General features: G+C 62.3%; 11 protein-coding genes. 9 read left to right on the plus strand and 2 right to left on the minus strand.

Annotated features, from left to right (window positions below; all coding sequences use genetic code 11):
• Positions 1-236 precede the first annotated feature (236 nt).
• Positions 237-1,253, minus strand: coding sequence for a LacI family DNA-binding transcriptional regulator (locus ACXAG8_RS15990; RefSeq protein ID WP_475228650.1), 1,017 nt, complete (start codon positions 1,251-1,253; stop codon positions 237-239).
• Positions 1,254-1,406: 153 nt separating this feature from the next.
• Here ACXAG8_RS15990 and ACXAG8_RS15995 point away from each other — a divergent pair, with 153 nt between their 5' ends.
• From ACXAG8_RS15995 to nadC, 9 genes are all read left to right on the plus strand, one after another.
• Positions 1,407-2,420 (plus strand): TRAP transporter substrate-binding protein, encoded by a 1,014-nt coding sequence (locus tag ACXAG8_RS15995; protein ID WP_475228653.1) that lies wholly within the window; start codon positions 1,407-1,409, stop codon positions 2,418-2,420.
• Complete coding sequence (locus tag ACXAG8_RS16000) at positions 2,420-2,959, plus strand: TRAP transporter small permease (protein ID WP_475228655.1); 540 nt, start codon at positions 2,420-2,422, stop codon at positions 2,957-2,959. The genes ACXAG8_RS15995 and ACXAG8_RS16000 overlap by 1 nt, the downstream gene beginning before the upstream one ends.
• On the plus strand, positions 2,956-4,233 hold the full coding sequence (locus ACXAG8_RS16005) for a TRAP transporter large permease (protein ID WP_475228660.1): 1,278 nt from the start codon (positions 2,956-2,958) through the stop codon (positions 4,231-4,233). The genes ACXAG8_RS16000 and ACXAG8_RS16005 overlap by 4 nt, the downstream gene beginning before the upstream one ends.
• A gap of 7 nt (positions 4,234-4,240) precedes the next feature.
• Positions 4,241-4,780 carry a VOC family protein gene (locus ACXAG8_RS16010; RefSeq protein ID WP_475228665.1) on the plus strand — a complete coding sequence of 180 codons (540 nt, stop codon included), beginning with the start codon at positions 4,241-4,243 and terminating at the stop codon, positions 4,778-4,780.
• Between the two features lies 1 nt (position 4,781).
• Positions 4,782-6,044, plus strand: a complete 1,263-nt coding sequence (locus ACXAG8_RS16015; RefSeq protein WP_475228667.1) for a RuBisCO large subunit C-terminal-like domain-containing protein — start codon at positions 4,782-4,784, stop codon at positions 6,042-6,044.
• Entirely contained in the window at positions 6,044-7,261 is a 1,218-nt protein-coding gene (locus tag ACXAG8_RS16020) for a four-carbon acid sugar kinase family protein (protein ID WP_475228671.1), read from the plus strand. Before ACXAG8_RS16015 ends, ACXAG8_RS16020 begins: the two co-directional genes overlap by 1 nt.
• A gap of 325 nt (positions 7,262-7,586) precedes the next feature.
• On the plus strand, positions 7,587-8,639 hold the full coding sequence (gene nadA, locus ACXAG8_RS16025; protein ID WP_475228673.1) for a quinolinate synthase NadA: 1,053 nt from the start codon (positions 7,587-7,589) through the stop codon (positions 8,637-8,639).
• Between the two features lie 8 nt (positions 8,640-8,647).
• Complete coding sequence (locus tag ACXAG8_RS16030) at positions 8,648-10,216, plus strand: L-aspartate oxidase (protein ID WP_475228676.1); 1,569 nt, start codon at positions 8,648-8,650, stop codon at positions 10,214-10,216.
• On the plus strand, positions 10,213-11,061 hold the full coding sequence (nadC, locus tag ACXAG8_RS16035) for a carboxylating nicotinate-nucleotide diphosphorylase (protein WP_475228684.1): 849 nt from the start codon (positions 10,213-10,215) through the stop codon (positions 11,059-11,061). The genes ACXAG8_RS16030 and nadC overlap by 4 nt, the downstream gene beginning before the upstream one ends.
• 24 nt (positions 11,062-11,085) lie before the next feature.
• On the opposite strand, the gene ACXAG8_RS16040 is transcribed toward nadC, so the two are convergent.
• Positions 11,086-12,309 carry an adenylate/guanylate cyclase domain-containing protein gene (locus tag ACXAG8_RS16040; protein ID WP_475228692.1) on the minus strand — a complete coding sequence of 408 codons (1,224 nt, stop codon included), beginning with the start codon at positions 12,307-12,309 and terminating at the stop codon, positions 11,086-11,088.
• Positions 12,310-12,356 lie beyond the last annotated feature (47 nt).

Genomic DNA, 12,356 nt, shown 5'->3' on the forward strand with positions numbered 1-12,356 from the left:
CGTGGTGAACGCGGATGGGGCGCGCGGCACTTTTATTCGACAACAGTGGTGCGGCCCGCAGGCGCGGCCGGGGGCATGGAATTGTCTTACGGGATCATCATGCCCCAGGCGCTATCCGAAGGCGGTGAAGGTTCCGCATTCAATCTGCTTTGCCGCACAAAGCGGTTCCTTGCAGCGGACCTCGCGTTGTCGTCTTTGTTTTTGGAACGGAAGGATCATCGAGTTTGGCTCGGGCCTCAGGGCAGGTTTTCCTTGAAAAAGATGTCTAGTTTCAGCGGATCGGGGGGCGCTTGTGGTTCGGACAGGGTGCGGATGGCCCGATCTATCAGGACATCCGGGTCCTGGTCGAATACCGCATCCATTGTTCCGTCCAACAGGGCCTGGCGCGTGTCGGCGGTCAACCCGTGCCCGACGAACACGACATCTTCGCGGCCCTGTTCACGCAGCGCCCGCGCGATCCCGCTTGAGGACCCCCCGACATTGTAGATGCCGACCAGTTCCGGTTCCTGCTCAAGCAGCGATTTCGTGTGGCGGTAGTTTTCACCGGCGTCGTCATGACCCTCGCGTAATCCGATCAGGCGGAGCGCGGGAAACATCTCGTCAATTGCGCTCAGGAAGCCGGCCTCGCGATCGCTGTGGGCACGATAATTGCGGCTGCCTGCGACAAGCGCCACTGACCCCTCGCGCCGTCCCGCCAGCCGCCCGACAAGCCAACCGCCCGTCCGCCCGACCGCGTGGTTGTCAAGCCCGACATGGGCGACGCCCGACCGCTCGCCAAGGTTTGACACGATCGTAACCAGCCTGATGTGTCGTGCCGCGACTTCGGCGGCGGCCGCGCGCACCTCGGGGTGTTCGATGGCGAAAAATGCAATCCCATCCGCCCAGGAGGCGCATTTTCGCAGACCCTGCGCCAGGGCTCCGGCGTCAAAGCTTTCAATGAAATAACACCGAAATACGGGGTCGCCTGGCCCGGACTTCCCGACGCGGTCGCGTACCCGGTCCCCCAAAAGACGCAGGTAAGGGTTCATTCCGGCGGGCAGCAAAACGGCGATGTTCAGCCGTCGGACCGCGCCGATGCTGGCGGCTTCGTCCGCGCCGAGATAGCCGACTGCGCGTGCCGCCTCTAACACCCGGTGGCGCGTTCGCTGGGCCACGCCCTTGCGGCGGTTGATGACACGGTCCACTGTCGCCAGCGACACGCCCGCCCGCGCGGCGATGTCCACAAGAAGCGGCTTGTCCTGCTTGTCCGTCACGATCGTGAGACCTCAAAAACCATCAATTCAATTGTCTGGACCGATCATGCCTGACATTACTAAATTCGTCAAAGCCGCCGTGTTTGACGAGGGATCGCGTCGGTCGTCATTAAGTATACCTCAAAACACGTCATAGGCTCTGGGAGGAGAAAGATGAAGAAACCGTTCAGTCCAAACCGCCGCTCTGTCCTTGCCCTGGGGGGCGCGGCGCTTGCGGCGCCGTTTATCGGTCGCCCGGCATGGGCCGCGTCGACCCTGCGCTACGGTCACAATAACGAGGTCGCCTCGGTCGCCGGTGCGCAGGCCGATTGGTTCGCCGAGGCCTTGGGCCAGACATCCGGCGGCGAAATCGAAGTGCAAGTCTTTCCGAACTCGCAACTTGGTAAACTGCAAGAGCTTGCCGAGGCTGTGTCGCTTGGGACCATCGCGTTCTCGCATAACACTGCCGGTGCGCTCGGGTCGCTCTATCAGCCCTTTGCCGCGCTGGACACGCCCTATCTGTACCGCGACGTTGATCACCTGATGGCGGTGACGGATGTGGAAAGCCCGGTGATGCAAGAGCTGAACAAGGGCCTGATCCAAGCCGCAAATGTTCGCGTGATCTACGCGCATTACTTCGGGCGCCGCAATCTGACCTGCAACAAGGCGGTCATGGGCCCCACTGACCTGCAAGGCACCAAAATTCGCGCCGTGCCTTTCCCGATCTACACTACCGCTGTCGAAGGCATGGGCGCGGTTGCTGTTCCCGTCGACTGGTCCGAGGTGCCGACCGCATTGGCCACCGGCGTTGTTCAGGGGCAGGAAAACCCGGTCAACGTGGTTCTGAACGTCAAGCTTTACGAAGTACAGAGCCATCTGATGCTGACGGGTCATATGTCCAATGCCGAAGTCGTCGTCATGAACGAGGACGTATGGCAGGGCATGTCGGCAACCGAACAGGATGCCGTGCGCGAAGCCGCCAGCCTGACCCGCGAAAAGGCGACCAATGCCATTCTCGACAACGAAGCCGGTGAAACCCAGCAGCTGCGCGAATTGGGCATGACCGTGATCGGCGAAGAAGACGGGTTGGACATCGCGGGTTTCCGCGCTGGGGTGTCGCAACTGGTCGATGAGCGTTTCGGCGCAGAGTACGGGGACCTCTACGCCAAGATTGCGGCGGTTGGTTGATGCCGTCCGAGGTTTCAGCGTTGCGCGCCGCCATCGGGCGGGTGGCCGGGTTCGGGGTGGGGCTTGGTCTGACCCTGCTGGCCCTCATGGCCAGCCTTGTGGTCCTGCAGGTGGCTGCGCGCAACTTTCTGGACCTCGGGTTGCCCTGGGCCGATGAACTGGCCCGGTTTTCCGGGATCGGGCTGGTGTTTCTGACGGTACCGGCACTGGCCGGACGCCAGGTTCTGGTGTCGGTGACCCTGCTGCCTGACCTTCTGAAACCGTCGGTGGCCCGTTGGCTGGCCCTGCTGGCCGATATCGCCACGCTCGCGTTCGGCGTGTTGCTGCTGTGGAGCTTTGCCGAGTTCCTGCCCCGTGCCGGGAAATTCCTGACGCCCGCCATGCGCGTCCCGAACTGGTTCTATTACGCGCTCGCCCTGGCCGGATCGGCGTTCCTGACGCTGGTCGCCCTGGAGCGCATCGTGGCGACGCTGCGCGGTCATGCGCCGTCAGCACCCTATGGCGAGGCTTCTGAGTCCGAGGCGCTGGAGACCACATGACCGCCCTTCTTCTGACCATCTTTGTCCTCCTGCTGGTTGCGGGCGCGCCGATCGCGGTATGCCTTGGCCTGTCCTCGGCGATTGTGATCGTGACGCAGGGGCTGCCGGTCTCTGTGCTTGCGCAGCGCAGCCTGAATGCGCTGGACAGTTCGCCGCTTTTGGCTGTGCCCCTGTTTATCTTTGCCGCGTCGCTTTTGAATGCGACCGGGGTGACAACCCACCTGTTCGACCTTGTGCGCATGGTCCTTGGGCGCATTCGTGGCGCCGTGGCCCAGGTGTCGATTCTGGTGTCGCTGATATTCTCGGGTGTGTCCGGCGCGGCGCTTGCCGATATCGGGGCCCTGGGCAAGATTCAGATCGACCAGATGACCCGCCAGGGTTACAAGCCAGAATTCGCCTCGGGTCTTACGGTGGCGGCTGCAACGATCGGGCCGATCTTTCCGCCTTCGATCCCGATTATCATTTACGCCAGTGTCGCCAATGTTTCCGCCGTTCAGCTTTTGCTGGCCGGGATCGTCCCGGCGTTGCTGCTGACGCTGTTTTTGATGATCCAGGTTGCAATTGTTGCCCGCACCAAATCGCTGCCGCGCGATGACATCGCGGCACGTCCCGCAGATGTTGCGAAAAAGGCTGCCATTTCCTTTCCCGCGCTGCTGGCACCGGTATTGCTGATCGGGGGGCTGATGTCGGGGTATTTCGGGCCGACCGAGGTTGCAGGCGTCACCGTCGCCTATGCCATTGTGATCGGCATCTTCGTCTATCGCAGCCTGACCCTGCGTGGCCTTGTTGCGGCATTGCGGGACACCACCGTTGCCACTGCCAATATCCTGTTCGTTGTGGCGACTGCGGCTCTGTTTGCCTGGGTCCTGACGCTTGACCAGGTGCCGATGAAGGTCTCGGGCCTGCTTCTGGGCCTGTCCGAGAACCCGCTGGTACTGCTGTTGCTGGTGAACTTGCTGTTGCTGGTTGTCGGCATGATCCTGGAATCCATCGCGGCGATCCTCATTATCGCGCCCATCGTTGCACCGGCGCTGACCATGGCAGGAGTTGACCCGCTGCAGCTTGGGATCGTGTTCGTTCTGAACCTGATGATCGGGTTGCTGACGCCACCGGTGGGCATGTCCCTTTATATGATTACCATTATCACGAAGATGCCCATTACCCGCGTCATCGCCGGAGTAATGCCCTTTTTCCTTCCGCTACTTCTGAGCTTGCTGGTCGTAACCGCCGTTCCGGCTTTGTCCACTTGGCTCCCTAACATCTTGATGAATTGAGGTCCCCATGAGCAACCTTCTCGGTCCCATTCGCCAATTGGGTATCGTTGTGGACGATATCGAAGCGGGTATGAAACACTGGTCGAACGTCATGGGCGTGGGCCCCTGGTTTTATAACCCAAAGGTGCCGATCGTGGATTACACCTATGACGGTCAAAGCTATGAGCCGCATAATTCGGTCGCGCTGGCCAATTCCGGCGAGATGCAGGTCGAGCTGATCCAGACGCGCAATGACGTGCCGTCGATGTATCGCGACTATATGCAAAAGGGGCTGCGCGGGTTGCAGCATGTCGCCTTTTGGACGACCGAATTTGACGCTGATCTTGCCATGATGCGGGCGCGCGGCTTTACCGTGAAAATGTCGGGTTGCGTCGGTGAAAACGGACGCTTTGTCTATTTCGCGCAAGAACATCACCCCGGCACCTGTATCGAGTTGTCCGAGGTCATGGGCCCCAAGGGGCGCATGTTCGACATGATCCGGGCCGCATCCGTTGGCTGGGACGGCGCCGATCCTGTCCGGCCGTTCCCGGACCTGTCGGTTATCTGACATGGACCGCGTCACCGCAGATTACCTGCTGGAAACACCTTTTCCCCTGGCCGAGGTCGCCGCGATGATGGCGGGCGAACAATCCTGCGGCACCTTCGTCCGCGTCGCGGGCGAAACCGACGAACTGCGTGTGCGTTCAGCGGCCGAGGTTCTGAGTATTGAAGAACTGGGTGAAAGACCCGCGCCCGCGCTTGCCTCGGCCTATGTCGACCGCAAAGGCGCAGCCGGACCGGTCCGGCGCGCCCATGTGCGCATCGCCTTTCCCGTCGGCAACATCGGGCGCAACCTGCCGACCCTGGCGGCCACCGTGTCGGGTAACCTTTATGATATCGGTGAAATTACCGGGCTGAAGCTGCTGAATATTGAGGTGCCACCGGCATATCGGGCCCGGTATGCTCATCCTGTTCAGGGTATTGCGGGCACGCGCAGCAGCACAGGCGTTGCTGGCCGTCCGATCTTTGGCACCATTATCAAGCCCAATGTAGGCATGACGCCCGACGCCATCGCGGCGTTGGTTTCGGACCTTTGCGCTGCGGGTGTGGATTTTATCAAGGATGACGAAGTCTGTGCCAATCCTGACATCGCCCCGCTGGCCCAGCGGGTGCCGCGTGTCATGGATGCCATCAAACGGGCCGAGGATGTTTCGGGTCGTCGCGTTATGATGGCCTTCAATATCACCGACGAAGTGGATGCGATGCGCCGTAATGCTGACCTGGTGGCCGCGCATGGCGGAACCTGTGTCATGGCTTCGCTCAACTGGTGCGGCCTGTCGGGGATGGAAAGCCTGCGCAACCACACCGACCTGGCCATCCATGCACACCGCAACGGCTTTGGCGCCATGAGCCGCCACCCGGCCCTTGGAATGGCCTTTCCGGCCTACCAGGCGCTGTTCCGGCTGGCCGGTGTCGATCATATGCATGTTCACGGGATTGGCGGAAAATTTGTCGACAGCAAGGACGAGGTGACCGAGGCAGCGCGCGCCTGCCTTGACCCGTTGGCGCAGGGGGCGGATGACCGGGTCATGCCTGCGTTTTCCTCGGGTCAATGGGCGGGTACTCTGCCCTCGGCCATGGAGGCCGCACAAAGCGCGGATTTCATGTTCATGTGCGGCGGCGGTATCCTTGCCCACCCCGATGGTCCTGCGGCGGGCATCGCCTCGCTTCGCGACGCTTACGCGGCACTGGCCGCTGGCGAAGACCTGGCAACCGCAGGCAAACGCCACGCAGCACTTGGCCGCGCGCTTGGCTTTTTTGGCAGGCGCTGATGGGCGCGCGCATGGTTTTCATAGGCGACGATTTTACCGGAGCCTCTGACAGCCTGGCGTCCTATGCGCGCCGGGGACTGCGCACCCGGCTTGTCACCGGACATGCCGCGCCGCGTGACGGCCTGGACGTATTGGGCATTGCCACCGACCTCAGGTCGCTTGGCCCCGCGCAAGCAATTGCCGCGCTGCGCAATCTGTGGCCCATGATCCAGGCCGAAGACCCCGAGATCATACATTTCAAGGTCTGCTCGACCTTCGACAGCGCCCCTGAGGTCGGCTCGATCGGGGCCGTGGCGGGTGAAATCCGGGCAATGTTCCAGCCTGAAACGGTCGCGGTCCTGGGCGGACAACCAAGCCTGGGCCGGTATTGTGCCTTTGGCAATCTGTTTGCCCGGGGACCGGATGGGCAGGTGCATCGTATTGACCGCCACCCGGTCATGGCGCGCCACCCCGTGACCCCGATGGCCGAGGCCGATCTGGGGCGTCATCTGGCCGCGCAGGGGCTGGACCTGCCGGTGCGCATAACAGTGCCCGACCTGGCAGACCCGGCCCATGTGGCGGCCCGGCTTGGCGAAGGTCCCGCGTTGCTGGATACCATGTCGCCGCGTGACCAGGCCCGGATTTGCAACGCATTGGATCGCCTGACCGGGCGAAAGCTCATTCTTGGGGCCAGTTCGGTTGCCGAGACCTTGGGCGGTGACATCGTGGACCTGCCTGTGGTCCCGGCGGCATCGCGCAAAGGCGGGACGTTGATATTCGCCGGGTCCCGGTCTTCGGTCACGGCCGCGCAGGTTGCGGCGGCCAGCCGGTTGGGCCGCGTGGCCCTGTCGCCGGAAATTCTGTCCGATGCGGGCGCCGCGCGGCGGATTGCCGAAAGTGCGGGGCCGGAAGCCGATCTGATAATCCATCTGGACCCGCAAGCCGACTATGGCCACGACCCGGCCACGCTTGCCGATGCCTGCGCGGACTTCGTGCATGATTTCGTGGCCGCACGACCCGTGCGGGCGTTGGGGCTTGCTGGGGGCGACACATCCAGTCGCATCATTGCACGCCTTGCCTTTGATGCGCTTGAGTTCCATCGGGACCTTGGACAGGGCGCTTGTGTCTGCCGCGGGCGACACGCGGATCGCCGGTTCGACGGCCTGCCGATCATGCTGAAAGGCGGGCAGATGGGGGCCATTGATCTGTTCGACACTTTCGCAAGCCAAAGCCGGTAGCAACCGCGTGGGAAATCGCCGCGGCCATGTCTCATCAGGCCCGGCGGCGCACTCTGCCGGCCCCCCCCCGGGCTTTGGCCCTGGACCGTCCGGGCGCTTGCGGAAAGGCGCGCCCGCGCCGCGTAATGCGCAACGTCCAAGGGTGCCCAAATGGGGCACCGGTTCGGACTCAGTTGCCGCAACGACCCTGTCCAAAACCACCAATTCGCAACTTTGGTCCTGTGAGCGGCGCGATTTCGGTATATTTTCCCTGTTCAACAGGTAGCAATACAGCGCCAAACCCAATAACTAAGGCGCACGAGTCCATCAGGCAGAAAACAGATCCGTGTTCGACCTACCTGCGCAGCGCGCTTATCTCTCCGAAAAATATGACCTTGATCCGTCCCCCGAACTGGCGGCAAGCATGGGTGACATCTACGCGCGCATGGCGCGTGTGGTGACCCCGGCCGACTGGGCGATCTATGCGCCCTATGTCAAGGCGATCAATGATCTCAAGCGGCAGCGGAACGCGGTCATCCTGGGGCACAATTACATGACCCCCGAGATTTATCACGGGATATCGGATTTCGGCGGCGACAGCTTGCAGCTTGCCATCAAGGCGACAGAGGTTCAGGCCGATGTGATCGTGCAATGCGGCGTGCATTTCATGGCCGAGACCTCCAAGATCCTGAGCCCCGAAAAAACCGTTCTGATGCCCGATATGGAGGCCGGTTGTTCGCTGGCCGAATCCATCACCGCCGATGGCATTGCCGAGATGCGCCGCCGCTATCCCGGTGCTCCGGTCGTGACCTATGTAAACACCACGGCCGAGGTCAAGGCGGCCTCGGATATCTGTTGCACCTCGTCGAATGCGGCGCAGATCGTCGCGGCGCAGGACAGTGACACCGTCATCATGACCCCCGACCAGTATCTTGCGCAGAATGTTGCACGCGACGTGCCGCACAAGAACGTGGTCTGGTGGGAAGGGTCCTGTATCGTTCACGAGCAATACAGCGCCAGCGATTTGCGTGACTTCCGTGAATGGAACCCGGGCACGCGGCTGATTGCGCACCCGGAATGTCCGCCGGACGTTGTGGCCGAGGCCGATTATTCCGGCTCGACCAGCGGGATCATCAGCTATGTTACCGAGGAAAAGCCTGAAAAGGCGTTGCTGATCACCGAGTGCTCGATGGCGTCAAACATTGCCGACGCCTTGCCCGAGGTCGATTTTGTCGGCCCCTGCAACATGTGCCCCTATATGAAAAAGATCACGCTGGAAAAAGTGCTGTATGCGCTGGACACCATGACCGGCCAGGTCGAGGTCGACGCGCAGGTTGCCGACAAGGCCCGCCTGTCGGTGCAGCGGATGATCGACCTGTCGCGCAAGCTGGGTCTTTGATCGCGGCGATGCAAGGTGTTTCCACCTCTCGGGTCGTGATCGTCGGCGGTGGGTTGGCGGCGATTTACACCGCCCTCAAACTCGCGCCGCATCCCGTGGTCATGATTTCGCCCGAACCTTTGGGGGCGGGGGCAAGCTCGGCCTGGGCGCAGGGCGGTGTCGCTGCGGCGATGGCCCCGTCCGACAGTCCCGAAGCGCATGCCCAAGACACGATGCGGGCCGGGGCCGGGTCCGTTCTGGCCGAGGTTGCCGAGTTCGTTACCCGCGCGGCGCGGGATCACATCCTGGACCTGTCCGATCTGGGAACCGGGTTTGACCGTTCGGCCGATGGCGGGTTCGTGCAATCGCACGAGGCGGCCCATTCCGTGGCGCGGGTGGTGCGGGTCAAGGGCGATCAGGCCGGTGCCGAGATCATGCGCGCCCTGATGGCCGAGGTTCAGCGCACCCAGTCGATCCAGGTGATCGAGGGCGTTCAGGCCGTTGGCCTGCAAAGCGACGGAACCACAGTCAGCGGCGTGTTTCTGGCGCCCGCTGGGGCACCGGATGCGCCATCCGTTCTGCTGTGCGGGGCGGCGCATGTCCTGGCGACGGGCGGATCGGCCGGGCTTTATGCTCATACCACGAACCCGGCCCGGATACGGGGGCAGGGGATCGGCATGGCTGCCCGTGCCGGGGCACAGATCGCCGATGCCGAGTTCGTGCAATTCCACCCAACAGCCATTGATGTGGGCGAAGACCCTGCGCCGCTGGCCACAGAGGCCCTGCGCGGCGAGGGCGCGGTTCTGATCGACAAGACCGGCGCCCGTTTCATGCCCGCTATTCACCCCGACGCAGAACTGGCCCCGCGTGACATCGTTGCGCGTGCAGTGTTCTTGCGGACCCGCGACGGAGATGCGCCCGCCCTGGACACGCGGTCCGCCATAGGGGCTGAAATTGCCCGGCAGTTTCCCGCCGTGACACAGGCCTGCATGCGCAACGGGATTGATCCGGCTTTGCAGCCCATTCCGGTGGTTGCGGCGGCGCATTACCACATGGGGGGCGTTGAAACTGATCTTGCGGGCCGCAGTTCGCTAACGGGGCTGTGGGCTTGTGGCGAGGCCGCTTCGACCGGATTGCACGGTGCAAACCGGCTGGCATCGAACGGCTTGCTGGAAGCGTTGGTTTTTGCCCGGTCCTGTGCCCGCGACATAGCCGGAACAATCGCACAGGCCGCCACGGCGCCCGAGGTTGAAATTTCCCTTTCCCCACAGGGGGAAACCTCGCCGCTGCGGGCCGTACAGACCCTGCGCCAGATAATGACGGAACATGTCGGCGTGGTGCGTGATCGGGCCGGGCTGCAAACGGCGTTGCGCCAGATTGCCGGGCTGGAGGCCGAAAACCCAGGCCCCCGGACCTTTCTCAACATGACGGCAACCGCCACCCTGATCGCCGCTGCGGCGCTGCTTCGCGAAGAAAGCCGGGGCGCTCATTACCGGTCGGATTTCCCGAACCTCTATTCTGATCGCGGTCGCCGTTCGAGCCTGACACTGAACGCGGCGATGGCGGTTCGAGACACTATCGCAAAGGAACCCGCATGACCCATCCCGCCCTGCCAAACCTGATCCTCGAACCCCTGGTTCGGGCGGCGCTGATGGAGGATCTGGGCGCCAATGGTGATATCACGACCCTCACCGTCGTGCCGCCGGATGTGACCTATTCCGCACGTCTGAATGCGCGCGAGGATGCCGTGGTATCGGGCATGCAAATCGCCGAACTGGCCTTTCGGCTGGTTGACCCGACGCTAAAGGTGACCTGCCACGTCGCGGACGGGCAGCGGTGCCATGTCGGCCAGACCCTGATGGATATTCACGGCAATGCGGCGTCGATCCTGTCCGCTGAACGCGTTGCACTGAACTTTGCCGGACGGCTAAGCGGTGTGGCAACGGCAACGGCGGCGATGGTGCAACAGACGCAAGGGACCGACGCCCGGATCACCTGTACGCGCAAGACGACGCCGGGATTGCGTTTGGTCGAAAAGCAGGCCGTCCTGCATGGCGGGGGCTTCAATCATCGGTTCTCGTTGTCGGACGCCATTCTGATCAAGGACAACCATATCGCCGCCGCAGGCGGTGTCGCTGAGGTTCTGCGCGCCACCAAGGCCCGCGCATCGCACATGATGAAGGTCGAAATCGAGGTTGACCGGCTGGATCAACTGGCCGAGGTGCTGACGGTCGGCGGTGCGGATGTTGTTCTGCTGGACAATATGTCCAACGACACCCTGACGCAGGCGGTTGAAATGGTCAGCGGGCGATTGGTCACCGAGGCCTCGGGCAATGTCACGCGGGACAGTGTGGCGGCCATTGCGGCGACGGGCGTCGACTATATCTCGTCCGGGGCGTTGACCCATTCCTACCGGACTGTGGACCTGGGTCTCGACTTCTGACCGGGTGGGACCGGTTGGTGCGGTCTAGCCGTTTTCGCGAGGTGAGCCCAGCCAGCAGGGCGTGATCAACCCCTTTCCCTTGACCCAAACGGGCCCGCGTTCTTCGCATTGGAAATGGGGTTTGATGGTCTTGGCAAGCTGGGGAGTGATCTGAACGCGGCCGGGCTTGCCATTGCTTTCCATACGCGAGGCGATGTTGACGGTATTCCCCCAGACATCAAAGAACGGGCGGTCACCTCCGATAACCCCGGCAATGACCGGCCCTTGATGGATGCCGACACGCAAGGAAACTTTGGGGTCGAGGTCTTCCGAAACCCTGGCGACTGCGGCAACCATGTCCAGCCCCAACAGGGCCATTCGAACCGGGTGCGCGTCGGTGTCTGGCGCTGACGGGTCCAGGCCGCCCGCCACCATATAGCTGTCGCCGATGGTCTTGATCTTTTCCAACCCATGTTTCGCGACCAGCTTGTCAAATTCAGAAAACACCTGGTCCAACAGCGAAACGGTTGCGCGGGCCCCGTTGTCTGCCGCAAATTCCGAGAAACCGGAAAGATCGGCAAACAGGATTGTTGCGCTTTCATACCTGTCGGCGATCAACTGGCCGGGATGGGTTTTGATCCGTTCAACGATGCGATGGGGCAGTAAAGCGTCCAACAACTGTTCGGAAACCTCGAACTCGCGCTCCAGCGCCTCTTCATACCGTTCGACCGCCACATTGGCCGAATAGGACGTGAAATAAAGCGCGGAAACGATGCCGGCAATCAGCACCATGAACAAGACATCCTGGGGGCGTTTTGTCAGACCGTCCTCAAGCGGCAGGTGCCGCAGGTCCCAGACGGTGTCGCCGGGCGGGACATTCAGGGGAACGAACAGGGACACATAGACAAACAGTATCGCGCTGAACACCGTCACCGCCGTGATCCAGCGCCAATAGGCCGACCCCAGAAAATAAAACAGCAGGGGCGGCCCGACCAGAAGCAGCAGGTGGTCATCGCCATTTTTGCCCCAGCTCAGATCATGGGCCAGAAACACGAACAGCCAGACGGTGATATAGGCGACCTTGATTTCCAGGCCGAACCGATCCAGCGCGAGTGTCAGCAGGACGGCGACCCCCAGACCCAGATTGACGCAGGCCAGATAGCGCCAGTCAGGCCCCAGTTGAAACTGGTATATCGCCGTCAGGCCGAACCCGACCGCCGCAATCAGCGCGGCAATGTTGACGACGCGCATTTTGCGCCCGGTCTTCATGTCATCGACGGTTGGACCAAAATCCAAAATATGTCTCGGCAAAGCCC

The organism is Ruegeria sp. ABD4_443 (assembly GCF_056160865.1).